At 63.3% G+C, this 17,098-nt stretch carries 16 protein-coding genes; 7 read left to right on the forward strand and 9 right to left on the reverse strand.

All coding sequences use genetic code 11. The features are described from left to right. Window positions 1-48 precede the first annotated feature (48 nt). From AACH87_RS03845 to AACH87_RS03855, 3 genes are all read left to right on the forward strand, one after another. Complete coding sequence (locus AACH87_RS03845; RefSeq protein ID WP_338797409.1) at window positions 49-825, forward strand: enoyl-CoA hydratase; 777 nt, start codon at window positions 49-51, stop codon at window positions 823-825. Window positions 826-1,153: 328 nt separating this feature from the next. Beyond that, window positions 1,154-1,642 carry a thioesterase family protein gene (locus AACH87_RS03850; RefSeq protein ID WP_338797410.1) on the forward strand — a complete coding sequence of 163 codons (489 nt, stop codon included), beginning with the start codon at window positions 1,154-1,156 and terminating at the stop codon, window positions 1,640-1,642. A gap of 149 nt (window positions 1,643-1,791) precedes the next feature. Further along, window positions 1,792-2,364, forward strand: coding sequence for a polymer-forming cytoskeletal protein (locus AACH87_RS03855; protein WP_338797411.1), 573 nt, complete (start codon window positions 1,792-1,794; stop codon window positions 2,362-2,364). A 35-nt stretch (window positions 2,365-2,399) separates the two neighbouring features. Here the strand turns inward: AACH87_RS03855 and AACH87_RS03860 are convergent, their stop codons facing one another. Further along, a complete protein-coding gene (locus AACH87_RS03860; RefSeq protein WP_338797412.1) occupies window positions 2,400-2,819 on the reverse strand; it encodes an acyl-CoA thioesterase in 420 nt (139 codons plus the stop codon). A gap of 40 nt (window positions 2,820-2,859) precedes the next feature. Between AACH87_RS03860 and AACH87_RS03865 the strand changes: the two genes are divergently transcribed. The 3 genes from AACH87_RS03865 (at window position 2,860) to AACH87_RS03875 (ending at window position 6,073) form a co-directional block, all read left to right on the forward strand. Next, window positions 2,860-4,692, forward strand: a complete 1,833-nt coding sequence (locus AACH87_RS03865; RefSeq protein WP_338797413.1) for an ABC transporter ATP-binding protein/permease — start codon at window positions 2,860-2,862, stop codon at window positions 4,690-4,692. Between the two features lie 27 nt (window positions 4,693-4,719). Continuing rightward, complete coding sequence (locus tag AACH87_RS03870; protein WP_338797414.1) at window positions 4,720-5,652, forward strand: 2-hydroxyacid dehydrogenase; 933 nt, start codon at window positions 4,720-4,722, stop codon at window positions 5,650-5,652. A 106-nt stretch (window positions 5,653-5,758) separates the two neighbouring features. Continuing rightward, a complete protein-coding gene (locus AACH87_RS03875; RefSeq protein WP_338798845.1) occupies window positions 5,759-6,073 on the forward strand; it encodes a nucleotide pyrophosphohydrolase in 315 nt (104 codons plus the stop codon). 6 nt (window positions 6,074-6,079) lie between these two features. Here the strand turns inward: AACH87_RS03875 and AACH87_RS03880 are convergent, their stop codons facing one another. The 8 genes from AACH87_RS03880 to AACH87_RS03915 all read right to left on the reverse strand — a co-directional run bounded on the left by AACH87_RS03880 (window position 6,080) and on the right by AACH87_RS03915 (window position 15,859). Continuing rightward, window positions 6,080-6,691 (reverse strand): IPTL-CTERM sorting domain-containing protein, encoded by a 612-nt coding sequence (locus AACH87_RS03880; RefSeq protein WP_338797415.1) that lies wholly within the window; start codon window positions 6,689-6,691, stop codon window positions 6,080-6,082. Window positions 6,692-6,966: 275 nt separating this feature from the next. Further along, window positions 6,967-8,721 carry a D-lactate dehydrogenase gene (gene dld / locus AACH87_RS03885; protein WP_338797416.1) on the reverse strand — a complete coding sequence of 585 codons (1,755 nt, stop codon included), beginning with the start codon at window positions 8,719-8,721 and terminating at the stop codon, window positions 6,967-6,969. Next, window positions 8,718-9,857: an FMN-dependent L-lactate dehydrogenase LldD gene (gene lldD, locus AACH87_RS03890; protein ID WP_338797417.1), complete on the reverse strand. Its 1,140-nt coding sequence runs from the start codon at window positions 9,855-9,857 to the stop codon at window positions 8,718-8,720. The genes dld and lldD overlap by 4 nt, the downstream gene beginning before the upstream one ends. Before the next feature lie 13 nt (window positions 9,858-9,870). Next, the gene (gene lldR / locus AACH87_RS03895) at window positions 9,871-10,638 is read right to left on the reverse strand and encodes a transcriptional regulator LldR (protein WP_338797419.1); all 768 of its coding nucleotides are present in this window, start codon (window positions 10,636-10,638) and stop codon (window positions 9,871-9,873) included. 22 nt (window positions 10,639-10,660) lie between these two features. Then, window positions 10,661-12,337, reverse strand: coding sequence for an L-lactate permease (lldP, locus tag AACH87_RS03900; protein ID WP_338797421.1), 1,677 nt, complete (start codon window positions 12,335-12,337; stop codon window positions 10,661-10,663). Between the two features lie 573 nt (window positions 12,338-12,910). Beyond that, the gene (locus AACH87_RS03905) at window positions 12,911-13,948 is read right to left on the reverse strand and encodes a DctP family TRAP transporter solute-binding subunit (RefSeq protein WP_338797423.1); all 1,038 of its coding nucleotides are present in this window, start codon (window positions 13,946-13,948) and stop codon (window positions 12,911-12,913) included. Between the two features lie 73 nt (window positions 13,949-14,021). Then, the gene (locus AACH87_RS03910) at window positions 14,022-15,320 is read right to left on the reverse strand and encodes a TRAP transporter large permease (protein WP_338797424.1); all 1,299 of its coding nucleotides are present in this window, start codon (window positions 15,318-15,320) and stop codon (window positions 14,022-14,024) included. Beyond that, complete coding sequence (locus AACH87_RS03915) at window positions 15,317-15,859, reverse strand: TRAP transporter small permease (protein WP_338797425.1); 543 nt, start codon at window positions 15,857-15,859, stop codon at window positions 15,317-15,319. Before AACH87_RS03915 ends, AACH87_RS03910 begins: the two co-directional genes overlap by 4 nt. A 254-nt stretch (window positions 15,860-16,113) precedes the next feature. Here AACH87_RS03915 and AACH87_RS03920 point away from each other — a divergent pair, with 254 nt between their 5' ends. Next, the gene (locus AACH87_RS03920) at window positions 16,114-17,046 is read left to right on the forward strand and encodes a LysR family transcriptional regulator (RefSeq protein ID WP_338797426.1); all 933 of its coding nucleotides are present in this window, start codon (window positions 16,114-16,116) and stop codon (window positions 17,044-17,046) included. Window positions 17,047-17,098 lie beyond the last annotated feature (52 nt).

Consider the following 17,098-nt stretch of genomic DNA (forward strand, 5'->3'; position numbering starts at 1 on the left):
AACGTTACTGTCCTCTATCACTACCCAACGTCCTTACCATTCGCGCCCATGACTGAATCCACCCAAGACATCCTTGTCCACACCGAAGCCGGTGTCACGACCATCACCTTCAACCGGGTGAGCAAGAAGAACTCCATCACCACCACCATGTACGCCGCCATGGCCGACGCGCTGACCGCTGCAGAGCAGGACGCAAGCGTGCGCGTGGTGGTGTTCCAGGGCGATGCCGCCATCTTCAGCGCGGGCAACGACATTGGCGACTTTCTGCAGCAGCCCCCTGCTGCGCAAGACTCGCCCGTGTTCCGCTTTCTGCACCGTCTGGCTGCCTTCCCCAAGCCTGTGATCGCATCGGTCTGCGGCCCGGCCGTGGGCATCGGTACCACGATGTTGTTCCATTGCGACCTGGTCTACGCGGGCGACAACGCGGCGTTCTCCATGCCCTTCGTCAACCTGGGCCTGTGCCCCGAGGCGGCATCCAGCCTGCTTGTGCCGCAAATGCTGGGCTACCACCGCGCCGCAGAGGCCTTGCTGCTGGGCGAACCCTTCTTCGCCGAAGCCGCCCTGGAAGTGGGCCTGGTCAACCGCGTGGTGCCCCCCACCGAATGCAACGGCGTGGCGCAAGCCCAGGCTAAAAAGCTGGCGGCCAAGCCTTTGTCTTCGCTCATCGAAACCAAGCGCCTGATGAAGAAGCACCAACTGCCCCAGATCGCCGCCGTGATGGCCGAAGAAGGCGCCAGCTTTGGCCGCATGCTGCGCGAACCCGCCGCCCGCGAAGCATTCGGCGCGTTTATGGAGAAAAGACATCCAGACTTCAGCAAAGTCTGAAGTCTGGAGCTGGCGCAGCCAGCGCGCACTGCGAAGCGGTGCGGAAGTCTTTCGTCAAAAGACATCCAGACTTCAGCAAAGTCTGAAGTCTGGTGCTGGCGTGAGTCCCATGAGCCGTTCAAGCTGAGCCTGTCGAAGCGTCGTGCAAGGCTTCAACAGGCTCAGCCCGAACGGATGTGTGAAGTTCACAGATTCGGTCCCCGCAACGCCAAAGACGCTGCGAATGATTTTGATGAAATAAACCTCCAGCGCTCGGTTGATAAGCGCTGGTAGCTATCAAAATAATAGTATTCATGGCGGATGGCCCGCCGCAGTTCCAAGGATGTCCATGTCCGCTCCGTCTGCCCCTTCCGCCGCCATCGCGTTCGAGCCCGAGTTCATCGCCGGGCTCACCTCCATTTTTGAAGACAAGATCGTCTTCAACCAACTGCTGGGGCTCAAGGTGGTCAGCATCGCCCCGCAGCAGGCGGTGGCGCGTATCGACATGCGGCCTGAGCTGGTGGGGCACTACGCGTACAACCGCATCCACGGCGGCGTGATCAGCGCGGGGCTGGATGCCATGGGCGGGCTGGCGGTGATGGCCGCCATCGGTGCCAAGCACATGGATGAGCCGCCTGAGCAGCGCCTGCACCGTTTTGCCAAGCTGGGCACGATTGACCTGCGCATTGACTACCTGCGCCCCGGCATTGGCAGCCACTTTGAATTGCGGGCCGAAGTGCTGCGTCTGGGCTCACGCGTGGCCTCCACGCGCATGGAGTTTTACGGGCCCGACGGGCAGCTCATGTCCGCGGGCGCTGCGGCGTATATCGTTTCGTAAATTGTGCATCCGGCCCCGCCCATGGGGTGTGGTGCTGCAAGGCTTGCAAGCGCATGCAACGCAGGAACCGTTTGGTTACGGTTCTTGCGTAACGATGGCATCTTTTGGCGGCACGAAAACCTAGGATCGCCCCTTTTCAAGGAGATCCGATGGCTGTGCAAAACCCCTTCTTCGGCAAGCGTGAACCCGAGTCCTTCGCTCGCAATGCCAACTCCACCTCGGCTTCATCGGTGCTGGGCAGCACCCCCAATCCCCTGGGGGGCGCACCCGCTGCGGCAACTGGCGGTGGCCTCACGGGCAATCGTCCTGCGCCATCGGCAGCACCGGAAGGCAGTGGCAGCAAGCTCACCGTAGGCCCGAACATCAAGCTCAAGGGTGTGGAGATCACCGACTGTGACACCCTGGTGGTGGAGGGCATGGTCGAGGCCACGATGGACTCGCGGGTCATCCAGATTGCGGAGAGTGGTGCCTTCAAGGGCTCGGCAGAAATCGACATTGCCGAAATTCACGGCGAATTCAGTGGCACCCTGACCGTGCGCCAGAAGCTCGTGATCTACAGCACAGGCAAAGTGAACGGCAAGATCCGCTACGGCAAGCTGGTGGTGGAAGAGGGCGGCCAGCTGGCCGGTGAAATCGAGGCCGGATTCTCCGGGGGCAGCGCATCGCGCAGCACCGTCGCCGTGCAACCGGTGCGGGCAGAGCCCACGGCCATGGCTGCCTGAGTTGCTTCTTGCGGGCATGGCACCCGCAAGCGAGTTCAAGCCTGCGTTGGCTTGGGCAATGGCCGGGGGCGACCGTTGCTGTCGATTGCCACATAGGTCAGCGTGGCCTCGGTCACCTTCACATAGCGCCCCTGGTCTGAAAAGCGTTCGGCATACACCTCCACCTGCACAGTGACCGAGGTGTTGCCCACGCGGGTGATGTGGGAGAAGAACGAGAGGATGTCGCCCACGCGCACCGGCTGCTTGAAGATGAATTCATTGACCGCCACGGTGGCCATGCGGCCTTGTACGTAGCGCGCGGGTAGTACGGAGCCCGCCAGATCCACCTGGGCCATGACCCAGCCGCCGAAAATGTCGCCGTTGGCGTTGCAGTCGCCAGGCATGGGGATGACTTTGAGCACCAGCTCGTGCTCGGAGGGCAATGCGGCGGGTGGCGGGCTGAAAGAAGCAGACATGGGCACAATCACGAGATAACAACAATCAGGATTGTCCCCCATGCGCCAACGTGGCGACTCCGCCCCCCCACATTCTCCCCCTGCCACCACCGCTTCCCCTGCCACGCCGCCTCCTTCGGACTGGAGCACGGTCCAGCGCCTGTTGCCCTATCTGTGGCAATACAAGTGGCGCGTGGTGGGTGCCATCGTTTTCATGATCGGGGCCAAGCTGGCCAATGTCGGCGTGCCCGTGCTGCTCAAGACGCTGGTGGACACGATGGACATTTCTGCCAGCAGCCCCACCGCGCTTCTGGTGGTGCCCGTGGGGCTCCTGCTGGCGTATGGCGGGTTGCGGCTGTCCACCTCGCTGTTCACCGAGCTGCGCGAACTGGTCTTTGCCAAAGCCACGCAGGGGGCGGCCCGGTCGATTGCCCTGCAGACCTTTGAGCATCTGCATGCTCTGTCTTTGCGCTTTCATCTGGAGCGGCAGACCGGCGGCATGACGCGTGACATCGAGCGCGGCGTGCGCGGTATCGAGTCGCTCATCTCCTACACCCTGTTCAACGTGGTGGCCACGCTGGTCGAAGTGGCGCTGGTGCTCACGGTGCTGGCGCTCAAGTTCGATGTGTGGTTTGCCTGGATCACCATCACCGCGCTGGTGGTCTACATCGGCTTTACCGTGTGGGTGACGGAGTGGCGCACCCGTTTTCGCCGTGAGGCCAACGAGTTCGATTCGGCCGCGCACACCAAGGCGGTGGATTCGCTGCTGAACTACGAGACCGTCAAATACTTCAACAACGAGGCCTTTGAGGCCCGCCGTTACGATGAAAGCCTGGAACGCCTGCGGCTGGCGCGCCTCAAGAGCCAGACCACGCTGTCCATGCTCAACGCGGGCCAGCAGTTCATCATTGCCGTGGGGCTGGTGGCCATGCTGTGGCGCGCTACGCAGGGCGTGGTCGATGGGCGTATGACGCTGGGTGATCTGGTCATGGTCAATGCCTTCATGATCCAGTTGTACATCCCGCTCAACTTCCTGGGCGTGATCTACCGCGAGATCAAGCAGAGCCTCACGGATCTGGACAAGATGTTCGTGCTGATGGACAAGGAGCGCGAGGTGGCCGATGCCCCCGGCGCGCAGCCGCTGCAGGGGCTGGACCAGCCCACCGTGCGGTTTGAGAACGTGCACTTTGCCTACGACCCTGCGCGACCCATTCTGCAAGGCGTGAGCTTTGAAATCCCTGCTGGCAAGACGGTGGCGGTGGTGGGGCCCTCCGGCTCGGGCAAGTCCACGCTGGCGCGGCTGCTCTTCCGCTTCTACGACATCCAGCAGGGCCGCATCACCATTGCGGGGCAAGAGATTCGCAGCGTGACGCAATCCAGCGTGCGGCAGGCCATTGGCATCGTGCCGCAAGACACGGTGCTCTTCAATGACACCGTGGCCTATAACATTGCCTATGGCCGCACGGGTGCCACGCAGCAAGAGGTGGAGGCCGCCGCCAGCGCCGCGCGCATCCACGACTTCATCGCCGCCACGCCCAAGGGCTACGCCACCATGGTGGGCGAGCGGGGACTCAAGCTCTCGGGCGGTGAAAAGCAGCGCGTGGCCATTGCGCGCACGCTGCTCAAGAACCCGCCCATCCTCATCTTTGACGAAGCCACCAGCGCGCTGGATTCGGCCAACGAACGTGCCATCCAGGCCGAGCTGCAAAGCGCCGCGCAGAACAAGACCACGCTGCTGATTGCGCACCGCCTCTCCACGGTGGTGGACGCGCACGAGATTCTGGTCATGGATGCGGGGCGCATCATCGAGCGCGGCACCCATGCCCAGCTGTTGGCCCGAGGGGGCCGTTACGCGAACATGTGGGCCTTGCAACAAAGCGATGGTGCCGCCTGATTCCACTGTTTTAGAACGTTAAAAACCATGAAGCCTGTCCTGCTTGCCCTTACTTTCCTGTCGGAAGAACACCGTGCCCAGATGGCCGAGGTGTTTGAAGTCATCTACGCGGCCGATGCGCCATCGGCCGCAGCCGCCATTGCCCAGCACGGGCCCCGCGTGCGGGTGGCGCTCACCATTGGGGCCATTGGTTTGTCCCCCGCGCAGATCGATGCGCTGCCTGCCCTCACGCTGATCTGCGTGCTGGGTGCTGGTTATGAAAACGTGGCGGTAGACCACGCCAAGGCGCGTGGCATCGTGGTGGCCACCGGTGCGGGCACCAACGACGACTGCGTGGCCGACCACACCTGGGGCCTGCTGATTGCGGCGCAGCGCCGCATCCTGCCGCTGGACAAGGCCACGCGGGCCGGTGTGTGGCGCACGGCGCTGCCGCTGCCACCCAACGTGTCGCACAAGCGCCTGGGCATCATTGGCCTGGGCACCATCGGTAAGAAGATTGCGCAGCGCGCGCTGGGCTTCGAGATCGAGGTGGGTTACCACAACCGCAGCGCACGCACCGATGTGCCCTACCGCTACTTTGCCGAGGTGGCAGCGCTGGCCGAGTGGGCAGACTTTCTCGTCATCGCCACGCCCGGCGGCGCTGGCACCAAGCATCTGGTCAACGCCGCCGTGCTGAACGCGCTGGGCCCACGCGGCGTGGTGGTCAACATTGCGCGTGGCAGCGTCATCGACACAGCCGCCCTGGCCGCCGCGCTGCGCGAAGGCCGCATTGCCGCAGCGGGGCTGGACGTGTATGAGAGCGAACCTGCGCCCCCGGCCGAGCTGCTGGACCTGGACAACGTGGTGCTCACCCCCCATGTGGCGGGCTGGTCGCCCGAAGCGGTGCAGAACTCGGTGGATCGCTTCATGGAAAACGCCCGCCGCCACCTGGCGGGCGAAGCACCTGTGACGCCGCTATGAGCATCAAATCGGCCTCTAGCGCTTTATCAATATGCGCAGGTAGCTATGAAATCAATAGCATCTGCGTAGGGCAGCGTGCGGGCCAACCCGGGAGCGGCACATGACGCTGGACCTGGCCGAACTGCAGCAGCGCCTGCGCGCCTTTGCCGCTGCCCGGCAATGGCAGCCGTACCACACGCCCAAGAACCTGGCCATGGCGCTGATGGTGGAGGCGGCCGAGTTGCAGGAGCTGTTCCAGTGGCTCACGCCCGAGGAATCGCAACAGCTCACCGCCGACTCCGAGCAGAAGGAGCGTGTGGGTGAAGAGATGGCTGATGTGCTGCTCTACCTGCTGCAACTGGCCGACCACACCGGTGTGGATCTGTGTGATGCGGTGGAGCGCAAGCTGGTGAAGAACGCCATCAAGCACCCAGTGCCTTAGCCCGCACTAATTGCGACTACGCAGAGTCGCCATAGCGAAAAATGCCATGAGTGCCGCCAGTGCGGCGGTCGTGTACTCACTCAGCGTAGGCACTGAAGTGGTCGCGGTGGCCGTGGCAGGTGGTGTGACAACAGTGAACACGATGGTGTCCCCTGAGGTCAGAGTGAATGTCTGACTGCCCGGCGTGAGTCCCAAACCGGCGATTGTTTTGTTGTTGAACGTAGTCGTATTTGAAAACGAGACGCCAGATATGAATCCCAATGGTAGATAGATGCGTTCATCGTTGATGATGAGCGGATCACCTGTCGCTGAATCGCTATCTGTGTGTACGCCACCCGTGAGCTGATGAAACTGTGGGGTCAGGATAGTCTCGACTCTGATACGTGGACCCAATGGACCAAGGCAAAGCGAGTTATCACCCAAGGTACCTGTGCCGCTACCGTTACAGGGAACGGCACTGCTCGTCGGTATGAGTGTCATCCCTGTCGTATCTATGGATCCGCTGCCGTTAATGACTACATTGCTACCGACTTGTGCCGCTGTGATGCTGTACACAGCATGCGCTTGAATGCCAAAGATAGCGAGGGTGACGGCCAAAATAGCTTTTGGAAACTTCATGGTTCTTAAGAAGGTTGAAATTTCGGAAAATCTATGTGGCCGCCGCAGATGGGTCAATGTTTAAATGCGCAAGTATGTTGATTGCTCGTTTTGAGTGATTGGCCACTTTGCTTGGAGCGGCTAACACGACCCAGCGAAGCGGCCCTGGCTAAGTGCTCCGTCGCAGGCAGTGCAATTGGTACGACAAGACGGGACAACGACGCCGAGGGGATTGTGTTAGGCGCTCTTAAGTTGAGCATGAGTGGCTGTGTGTAGGCCAGATTCTTAGAACACCTTCACGGCTCTGAATACCCCTTGGGCCAGCCGCCGCTGGCGTGGTTGCACTCTTGCCAGTCGCGCCCGCGCGGCGTGTGGCCGATGCCGGGGTTGAAGGTGTTGGTCGGGTCCAGTGATTGGTAGAAGCCCGCCAGCGCAGGTTTGGCCACGTACAGGTGGCCCACGTTGTGCTCGGCGGGGTATTCGGCGCGGCGCTCGTCCAGCAGCTCCCACATGCGGTGCTCCATGGCCAGCGGGTCCACGCCCTTCTTCACGATGTAGTCCTGGTGGAACACATGGCAGAAGAAGTGCCCGTAGTACAGCTTGTGAACCACATCGCGCTCCACGTCCTGGGGCAGTTGCTCCACCCATTCGCGGTCGTTGCGGCGCAGGGCAATGTCCAAGGCCACGATGTCTTCGACCTCGCTGCGGTGCACCTCGCGGTAGCGGATGGCAGCGCCTGCAATCGCAAAGCGGTGCAGGAAGGCTTTGCGGCCTTCGTCGGCATCGCACTCAAACCAGCCGCCAGCGGTGTGCGCAGGCGCAAAGTGTTCGGCCAGAAAGGCGCGCGTGGCTTCCACCTGGTCGTTCGATACACGCACCAGCAGGTGGTGCTCGTACAGGTCGCGCCACTGGCGCACACGCCGGGGCAGGTGGCTGGGCAGCAGGCGCGTCACGGCCTGGATGGCGTGGTCCACAAAGCCGCGCAGGCCGATGCGTTCAAAGAAACCATCAAACCGGCTCTTGAGTGCAAAGGCCGCAGGCACGCGGGCCGTGCCAAAGCGGTCGATGAGCAGGAAGGTGTCCTTGCCGTACTTCTCGCCAATGTCGAACGCTGTGCGGTGGATGTATTCACCGGCAATGGGCGGGCGGGGCAGGGCGGTGAGCAGGTGGCGGCGCACGGCGGTGAAGTCATCGGGCGTGTTGCTGCCGATGTAGAACACGGTGCTGGGTTCCTTGGGGAAGGTGTCCAGCCGCACGGCAAACAGGCACACCTTGCCGGCAGAGCCCGAGGCCTCGAACAGGCGGGACGGGTCGGCATTGAAGCGGGCGGGGGTGTCCGCATCCACAGCGCGTACGTCCTGGGCGTAGCGGGCATCAGAGGCTGCGCGGCCTGTGTCGCGTTCAACGTCGCCCTCGGCATAGTCGCCGTTTTGCAGCCGGGTCAGGATCTCTTCGGGCGTGTTGCCCAGGGCGATGCCCAGGTGGTTCACCAGCTCCAGTGTGCCGTTGTCCTTCACGCGGGCATACAGGGCCAGTTCGGTGTACGCGGGGCCCCGGCGCACCAGCGCGCCGCCCGAGTTGTTGCAGATGCCGCCCAGCACCGATGCGCCGATACACGACGAGCCGATGACCGAATGGGGTTCACGCCCCAGCGGAGCCAGTGTCTGCTCCAACTTGTCCAGGGTGGCACCGGGCAGGCACACCACCTGATCGCCCCCGGCAATCACCTGCACACCGGTGATGCGCAGCGTGTTCACCAGCACGATCTCGCGGTCGTAGTTGGCACCGTCGGGGGTGGAGCCACCCGTCAGGCCCGTGTTGGCCGCCTGCATGATGACGATGCGGTTGGCAGCCACAGCAGCCTGCAGCACCTTCCACTGCTCCAGCAAGGTGCCTGGGCGCACTACGGCCAGCACCGGGCCTTCGCCCGTGCGGTGGCCTTTGCGAAAGCGCCGGGTGGCCTGGTCGTCGGTCAGCACATGGGCGGCACCCACGGCGTCGCGCAATTGCGCAAGCAAAGCCTCACGGCTGATGTGTGGGGCGGCGCTCATGCTTCACGCACCAGCAAGTCAGCGGAGATGTCGGCCACTTTGGCCACGCTGGTCAGCGTCATGGCCACGCGCATTTCTTTTTCCAGCAGCTCCAGCAGGTGCTTGACGCCCGCCTCGCCCGCAGCGGCCAGCGCATAGATGTAGGCGCGCCCGATCATTGCGCAGTCGGCGCCTAGGGCAATGGCGCGCACCACGTCCAGCCCGTTGCGGATGCCCGAGTCGGCCAGGATCTTGATCTGGCCCTGCACCGCGTCGGCAATGGCGGGCAAGGCGCGGGCCGACGACAGCACGCCGTCGAGCTGGCGGCCACCGTGGTTGGAGACGATGATGCCGTCCGCGCCGAAGCGCACGGCGTCCTTGGCGTCTTCAGGGTCCAGGATGCCCTTGATGACCATCGGGCCCTTCCAGAAGGCGCGGATCCACTCCAGGTCTTTCCACGAGATGGACGGATCGAAGTTGGCGCTCAGGTAGCCCATGTAGTCCTGCAGGCCCGTGGGGCTGCCCCGGTAGGCGGAGATGTTGCCCAGGTCGTGCGGGCGGCCCAGCAGGCCCACGTCCACCGCCCAGAACGGGTGTGTGATGGCCTGCCAGTAGCGGCGCAGCGCTGCGTTGGGGCCGCTCATGCCCGAATGCGCGTCGCGGTAGCGGGCGCCGGGCACGGGCATGTCCACCGTGAACACCAGGGTGGTGCAGCCTGCGGCCTGCGCACGCTCCAGCGCGTTCTGCATGAAGCCCCGGTCTTTCAGCACGTACAGCTGGAACCACATGGGGCGCTTGATTTTTGGCGCCACTTCTTCGATGGGGCAGACCGATACGCTGGACATGGTGAACGGAATGCCGTGCCTGCTGGCCGCGCGGGCGGCCTGCACCTCGCCGCGGCGGCGGTACATGCCCGTCAGGCCCACGGGCGAGAGGGCGACAGGGATGCTGAGCTTTTCGCCAAACAGCTCGATGCTGGTGTCGAGCTGGCTCATGTCTTTGAGTACGCGCTGGCGCAGGGCCACGGCGGCAAAGTCGTCCACATTGCGGCGCAGTGTCTGCTCGGCATACGAGCCACCGTCGATGTAGTGGAACAGGAAGGGCGGGAGAAGCTTTTGCGCCACCGTGCGGTAGTCGGCGCTGGAGGAGATGATCATGGTGGTGGCTGTCTCAGGTCTTGGGGGCTAGATCCAGGGGCAGGCGCATGGAGCGTTCGCGCCGTGCGCGGTCTTCGTCCATGCGCTGGATGGTGGTGCGCACATGCTCCAGGTGCTCGCCAATGCACTCGCGCGCGCGCTGCGGGTCTCCGTCGAGGATTGCCTGCATCAGCGCCTGGTGCTGCGCCGTCAGCGCCTGCAGCGTGACGGGCGCGCTCAGGCGGAACATGTCGTGGCGGTTGCGCTCCACGGTGGAGAGCACCACGGTGAACAGGCTGTGCATCACCTGCACCAGTACCAGGTTGTGCGAGGCTTCGGCAATGGCCAGGTGGAACTGCGCGTCGGCGCGCGCAGCCAGCTCGGCGTGGCCGCTTTGCTGGTGCTGCAGCATCACTTCAAAGCAGCGCTGGATGTGGGCTTTGTCCTGCGCGGTGGCGCGCTGTGCGGCCAGCCAGGCGGTGCTGGTTTCGAGCGCATGGCGGGTTTCCAGCACGTCGTAGCGGTAGTGCGGGTCTGATTCGATCAGGCCTGCCAGGGGCACCATGGCTTCCTGCAGCCAGTCCGCCGGTTTGTTGGTCTGCTGCACGTAGGTGCCATCGCCGCGCCGGGCCGAGAGCACGCCCTGGCTGGTGAGTTTCTGGATGGCTTCGCGCACCGAGGTGCGCGACACCCCCAGCTCCTCGGCCAGTTGCCGTTCGGCGGGCAGCTTTTGTCCGGGCTGCAGTCCGCGTTCTTGCACCAGGGCAAGCAGTTTTTCGACAACGTGATCGGCTAGGCGCATGGGGGTTCTCGGATTCAGGGTTTCAATGACCCGGAATCATCCACGTAAACACATAGGCCTGCAGCGTGCAGATGATGCCGATGATGGCGGCGAACACCAGACTGTGCTTGACGGTGAAGCGGAACAGGTCCGATTCCTTGCCCGCCAGGCCCACAGCCGCGCAGGCAATGGCGATGGACTGGGGCGAAATCATCTTGCCGGTGACGCCGCCCGTGGTGTTGGCTGCCACGGTGAGCACGGGCGACAGGCCGAGCTGGTTGGCCGTGGTGGCCTGCAACGCGCCAAACAAGGCGTTGGCCGAGGTGTCCGAGCCCGTGAGGAACACACCAATCCAGCCCAGGAAGGGCGAGAAGAACGTGAACGCCTTGCCCGTGTGGGCCAGCGCCAGGGCCAGCGTGGCCGACAGGCCCGAGTAGTTGGCCACAAAGGCAAAGGCCAGCACCATGCCGATGGAGTAGATGGGGATGACCAGTTCGCGCACCGTCTCGCCCAGCGTGGCCACGGCCTTGGCGGGGGAGAAGCGGGCAAAGGCAATGGTCAGGATGGCGGCAATCAGGATGGCGGTGCCAGTGGCGGACAGCCAGTTGAAGGTGTACACGGCGCCGTAGGGTGTGGCCGCTGCCACCACTGGGGGCATCTTGGCGACCAGCTTGTCCAGCAGGGGCACGGGGATGTTGATGATGGTGGAGGCCAGAGGGCCGCCCGCGGCAAACAGCGCCTTGAAGGGCTTGATGCTCCACAGCGTGACCATGCCCGTCAGGATGATGAAGGGCGACCAGGCCTTGATGATGGCGCCCGCAGTGAGGGGGGCTGTGCTGGCGACCACGGGCTTGGCCGTGGACGTTGCGGTGCTGTCGCTGGTGTCAAAGCGGAAGATGCGCTTGGGCTGCCACACCTTGAGGAAGGCCGTCAGGGCAATCAGCGAGACGATGGCGGAGGTGATGTCAGGCAGCTCGGGGCCAATGTAGTTGGCGGTGAGGAACTGCATCACGGCGAACGAACCGCCACCCACCAGCACGGCAGGCCAGGTCTCCTTCACGCCGCGCCAGCCGTCCATGATCGCCATGATCCAGAACAGCACCAGGATGGTCATGAAAGGCAGCTGGCGGCCAGCCATCTGGCCGATGAGGAACGGGTCCAGCCCCGATACCTGGCCTGCCACGATGACCGGAATGCCCATGGCACCGAAAGCCACGGGTGCGGTGTTGGCGATCAGGCACAGGCCTGCGGCGTACAGCGGCTTGAAGCCAAGGCCCACCAGCAGCGCGGCGGTGATAGCCACGGGGGCGCCAAACCCGGCAGCGCCTTCCAGGAAGGCACCGAAGCAAAAGCCCACCAGGATGAGCTGCAGGCGCTGGTCGTGCGTGACGGACAGGATAGAGCTGCGGATCACATCAAACTGCCCGGTCTTGACCGACAGCTTGTACAGAAACACGGCCGCCACAATGATCCAGGCAATGGGCCACAGGCCGTAGAAGAAGCCATACACGGCCGAGGTCAGCGCCGCGCTCACGGGCATTTTGTAGAACAGCAGCGCCACGCCCAGCGCCAGCAGCACCGTGACGGTGCCTGCCTGGTAGCCCTTGAGCCGCAGCTTGGTCAGGGCCAGAAAGAAGAAGACGATGGGAATGAGCGCGACCAGCGCCGACAGCCAGATGTTCCCGGCCGGGTCGTAGTTTTGTTGCCAGAGGGTTTGCATAACGAAAAACAGACGTTGACACGCAGACACAGGCCAGAGGCCCAGGGCTTTCTTCTCCACTGCGAACGCGCCGATCTTGAGGCGTGGTCTGCGCCAGGGATGCCCTGCATCCCGAGTTCACCCCGTGGCCGTGGAGCCAGACGACGGGCTGATGTGAAAGGGCGGATTGCGCCCGGATTTTCACTCGTAGACTTTGCAAATTGGTATGACCAAAATGCGTTGCTGTGCGAAGTGGGTGGATTCTGGGCTTTTTGATGGCGTCAAACCTATAGGGTAAACACTGATTTTTCGTTATGAGTAAGAAATTTCTCTTATTGGTAATACCAATATTGGTTGTTTGGTTGGACTTTTGAGGGGCAGGTCGTGGGGTGCAACGTGCATCCATCGGATGCATATGGAAGGGGGCTCATAGGGTGATCTGCATGACTCCCTGAGGCCCAGTGATGCTGGTCATGCCCTGAGCACGAATGGGCATAAAAAAAGCTTCTCGCGCCTTGCCCCAGGCGCGAGAAGCTATGTTTTTGATAGCGGAAGGATTCCGCTGACGGCTTCGCTATCGGTTACGTCTTCGGATTACGGCTTGCGTGCTGCGATGGCCTTTTCAGCAGCCGTCACCAGATCGGCGCCAATCTGGTTCTTCCACTTGTCGTAAACGGGGCGCGTGGCCTTCACGAAGGCTTCGCGCTCGGCGGCAGACAGCTGGGTCACCGTCACGCCGTTGGCGGCAATTTCCTTGAGCAGGGGCTTGTCGGCCTCCACCATGCCTTTGCGGGCGATGGCGATTTCTTCCTTGCCTGCGTCAATGGCTGCTTGCTTCACGATTTCGCGGTCGGCAGGCGTCCAGCTGTTCCAGATGTCCTTGTTCACCACAAAGATCAGCGGATCGTTCACGTAGCCCCACATGGTGATGTGTTTTTGCGCCACGGTGTGCAGCTTGGCGGCCTGGTAGACGGCAATGGGGTTCTCCTGGCCGTCCACCGCGCCGCTGGCGAAGGCGGGCTGGGCATCGGCCCAGCTCATCTGCGTGGGATTGGCGCCCAGGGCGGTGAAGGTGTCGAGGAACAAAGGCGAGCCCACCACGCGGATCTTCAGGCCCTTGAGGTCTGCGGGGCTCTTGATGGCCAGCTTGGAGTTGGAGATTTCGCGGTAGCCGTTTTCGCCCCAGGCCAGGGGCATCACGCCTGCCTTGTCCAGGGTGGCAAAGACCTGTTTGCCCACCTCGCCCTGGGTCACGGCATCAACCGCAGCGTAGTCAGGGAACAGGAAGGGCAGCGAGAACAGATTGAGTGCCTTGACCTGGGGCGACCAGTTGATGGTGGAGCCCACAGCCATGTCGATCACGCCCTGGCGCAGCGCGCTGAACTCACGGGTCTGGTCACCCTGGATCAGCGACACGCCGGGGTAGAGCTTGATGTTGATGCGGCCCTGGGTGCGCTCGCGGACCTTGTTGGCCCACAGCTCGCCACCCTTGCCCCAGGGGAAGGCGGTGCCCAGCACAAGCGACATGCGGTACTCGCTTTTGTACGCGGTCTGCGCGATGGCGGCGGGGGCTGTGAAAGCCAGCGCGGCTGCAGCGGCCACGGCAGAGGTGAGGAAGGTGCGCAGTTTCATGAAGTCTCCTTGCTATAAAAAATGGAGCTTGCTGCGCTTTATCCATAAGCGCCAGCAGGCATTTCTATCAGGTTCAATAACCCATCTGGGCGGGTAGCCACAGCGCCAGTTGCGGGAAGGCAATCACCGCCACCATCACCAGGAACATGGCAAACAGCATCCAGCCCACCCAGCGGACGGTGGACTCCATGCGGACCCCGGCGATGCGGCAAGACACCATCAGGTTCACGGCCAGCGGTGGGGTGAATTGGCCGAGAGCAACCTTCAGCGTCAGGATCACGCCGAACCAGACCGGGTCCCACTTGTAGTGCTGCATGATGGGCAGGAGCAGCGGCACAAAGATCAGGAAGATCGAGATGCCATCGAGGAACATGCCCACCGTGATGAGCAGCACGATGAGTAGTGCGAGCACGCCGTACTCGCCCAGCCCCGAGTGCACGATGGCATTGGCCACGGGATCGATCACACCGAGGGTGGAGAGGGAGTACGCAAAGATGCCCGCGAGCGAGACCACCAGCAGGATGACGGCCGACAGCTCGCCCGATTCACGCAGGATGGGGAACAGGTCGCGCACGGTGATCGTGCGGTGGATCACCATGCCCACGAACAGGCCGTAGAACACGGCCACCACGGCGGCTTCCGTCGGTGTGAACCAGCCCGCGCGCATGCCGCCCAGAATGACCACGGGTGCAGCCAGGCCCCAGGTGGCTTCGCGCAGGCTCTTCCAGAACGGTGGGCGGGGCATTTCGGCCTCCAGCGCGCCCATCTTGTGCTTGCGGGCCATCCATACGGCGGGCACGATCAGCGCCACGCCCGCGAGAACGCCCGGCACCATGCCTGCTGCAAACAGGGCGGGTACCGATGCACCGGGCACCAGCACGGAATAGATGATGAAAGCCACCGAGGGCGGGATCAGGATGTCGGTGGCCGCTGCCGCGCCCACCACGCTGGCCGAGAACGAAGGCGGGTAGCCCGCACGCGACATGGCTGCAATCATTACGCCGCCCACGGCGGCCGCATTGGCCGGGCCGGAGCCCGAAATGCCGCCCAGGAACATGGCCACGGCAATGGCTACCAGCGGCAGCATGCCCGGGCCGCGGCCCACGATGGCGACGGCAAAGTTGACAAGGCGCAGCGCCACGCCCGAGCGGTCAAAAATGGAGCCGACCAGCACGAACATCGGAATGGCCAGCAACGGATATTTGCCCAGCCCGGCGTAGAAGTTCTGCGGTACGGCCAGCAGGCCAAACCACTGGCTGTCTGCATTGGCCAGCGCAATGGCGGCGGCGCCCGCCAGGCCCAGGGCGGCACCAATGGGCACGCCCACAAACATCAGGCCCAGGAAGGCGACAAAAAGCAGGGTGGCGATCATGCGGATACCCCTGGTTCATTCACATCGGCGTCGTCCGCATCCTTGGCCTTGATGCGCCGCATGAACAGCCCCACGGCACGCGCCGTGATGAGGGCCGAGAACACCGGCAACCAGATCGAATACCACCATTGCGGCACCCCAATGCCAGGCGAGGTTTCACCAAAACGGTAGTCGTCCCACACCACGCGCACGCTGAGCACGGCAATCACGCCGAACAGCAAGGCCACAGTGGCTGCGCCCAGCAAGGCCAGGCGCTTTCTTCGCTGGGCGGAGCCGCCTTCAGCAAAGTATTCGATACGGATGTGCTGGTCGCGGGCTACGGCTGCAGAGCCTGCAATGAGCGCCAGCGCGATCATCAGAAAGACGGAAATTTCCTCGGTCCAGGCGAACGAGGAGTTGGTGAAGTAACGCACCAGCACGTTCGCAAAGGTGATGAGGGCCAGTAGCGCCATGACGATGACGGTCAGCCAGTCTTCGATGCGCAAAGAGCGGGGCTCCGTCTCTGGCTCGGATGGGCAGGGTGTGGGGTTGGAGGACATGGAGAGGATGGGCAAAAGCAAGAAAGCGGAGGCGGTCTCGCGACGGGGGTGGGCCTGCGAGCTGAGGACTGGATGCGCGCTTGGCCGGTGGGGTGCAAGGCCAGTGGCGAACAGGGCACGGGGTGTGTGCTGTCGGTCATCGATTATCTGGTGGGGTGTGGGGGAATTGAGGGCGCTGATCTACTGGTAAACCCGCACGGCACGCGCGTCCCGCGGTCCCGTGCGGCCCGAGGCGGAAGCGGATAATGCGGCCGATGGAAACCAAGTGGTTAGAAGATTTCGTCAGCTTGGCGGAAACGCGCAGTTTCAGTCGCTCGGCTCAGTTGCGGCACGTGACCCAGCCCGCGTTTTCGCGGCGCATCCAGGCGCTGGAAGCCTGGGCGGGCACCGATCTGGTGGATCGCAGCTCCTATCCCACGCGGCTCACGCCTGCAGGCAAAACGCTGTATGACCAGGCCCTGGAGATGCTGCAGGCCCTGCAAAACACCCGGGCCATGCTGCGCGCGCACACCAGTGCAGGCAAGGACATGATCGAGTTTGCGGTGCCGCACACGCTGGCATTCACGTTCTTCCCCGCCTGGGTGTCGAGCTTGCATGACAAATTCGGCCCCTTCAAAAGCCGCCTGATTGCCCTGAATGTGCACGACGCCGTGATGCGGCTGGTGGAGGGGGGGTGCGATCTGCTGATTGCCTACCACCACTCCTCGCAGCCCTTTCAGCTTGATGCGGACCGCTACGAAATGGTGAGCCTGGGGCAAGAGGTTCTATCCCCTTACAGCAAGCCGGATGCCGATGGCGAACCCATCTTCCGTCTGCCGGGCCGGGCAGGGCAGCCGCTGCCTTACCTGGGCTATGCGCCGGGAGCGTACCTGGGCCGCGTGACGGAGTTGATCCTCAAGGAGTCCCACACGCCCATTCACCTGGAGCGGGTGTACGAAACGGACATGGCCGAGGGCCTCAAAGCCATGGCGCTGGAGGGGCATGGCGTGGCCTTTCTTCCCCACAGCGCGGTCAAAAAGGAGCTGCGCGCCAAGCGTCTGGTCAGTGCCGCTCCGTCGGGCTCCGAAGGGCTGCAGATGCTCATGGATGTGCGCGCCTACCGAGAGAAACCTGCGGGCAAGGAGTCCCCCAAAGGCACGGCCCAGGCCTTGTGGGCTTACCTCCAGGCGCAGGCAAACCCATGCTAAGGGTAAATACCGACATAAAAATTTTGCATAGTTGAGCGCGCATTCGGCATTG

It is taken from the genome of Acidovorax sp. DW039, assembly GCF_037101375.1.
In the GTDB taxonomy this organism is placed as follows: domain Bacteria; phylum Pseudomonadota; class Gammaproteobacteria; order Burkholderiales; family Burkholderiaceae_C; genus Acidovorax.

Bases quoted from the DNA above. Each gene is read 5' to 3' on its own strand.
- lldP (WP_338797421.1), bottom strand. From the start codon at position 12,337: ATGCAAACCCTCTGGCAACAAAACTACGACCCGGCCGGGAACATCTGG.
- AACH87_RS03915 (WP_338797425.1), bottom strand. From the start codon at position 15,859: ATGTCCTCCAACCCCACACCCTGCCCATCCGAGCCAGAGACGGAGCCC.
- AACH87_RS03860 (WP_338797412.1), bottom strand. From the start codon at position 2,819: ATGTCTGCTTCTTTCAGCCCGCCACCCGCCGCATTGCCCTCCGAGCAC.
- AACH87_RS03870 (WP_338797414.1), top strand. From the start codon at position 4,720: ATGAAGCCTGTCCTGCTTGCCCTTACTTTCCTGTCGGAAGAACACCGT.
- AACH87_RS03855 (WP_338797411.1), top strand. From the start codon at position 1,792: ATGGCTGTGCAAAACCCCTTCTTCGGCAAGCGTGAACCCGAGTCCTTC.
- lldD (WP_338797417.1), bottom strand. From the start codon at position 9,857: ATGATCATCTCCTCCAGCGCCGACTACCGCACGGTGGCGCAAAAGCTT.
- AACH87_RS03905 (WP_338797423.1), bottom strand. From the start codon at position 13,948: ATGAAACTGCGCACCTTCCTCACCTCTGCCGTGGCCGCTGCAGCCGCG.
- dld (WP_338797416.1), bottom strand. From the start codon at position 8,721: ATGAGCGCCGCCCCACACATCAGCCGTGAGGCTTTGCTTGCGCAATTG.
- AACH87_RS03845 (WP_338797409.1), top strand. From the start codon at position 49: ATGACTGAATCCACCCAAGACATCCTTGTCCACACCGAAGCCGGTGTC.
- AACH87_RS03880 (WP_338797415.1), bottom strand. From the start codon at position 6,691: ATGAAGTTTCCAAAAGCTATTTTGGCCGTCACCCTCGCTATCTTTGGC.
- AACH87_RS03910 (WP_338797424.1), bottom strand. From the start codon at position 15,320: ATGATCGCCACCCTGCTTTTTGTCGCCTTCCTGGGCCTGATGTTTGTG.
- AACH87_RS03850 (WP_338797410.1), top strand. From the start codon at position 1,154: ATGTCCGCTCCGTCTGCCCCTTCCGCCGCCATCGCGTTCGAGCCCGAG.
- lldR (WP_338797419.1), bottom strand. From the start codon at position 10,638: ATGCGCCTAGCCGATCACGTTGTCGAAAAACTGCTTGCCCTGGTGCAA.
- AACH87_RS03920 (WP_338797426.1), top strand. From the start codon at position 16,114: ATGGAAACCAAGTGGTTAGAAGATTTCGTCAGCTTGGCGGAAACGCGC.
- AACH87_RS03865 (WP_338797413.1), top strand. From the start codon at position 2,860: ATGCGCCAACGTGGCGACTCCGCCCCCCCACATTCTCCCCCTGCCACC.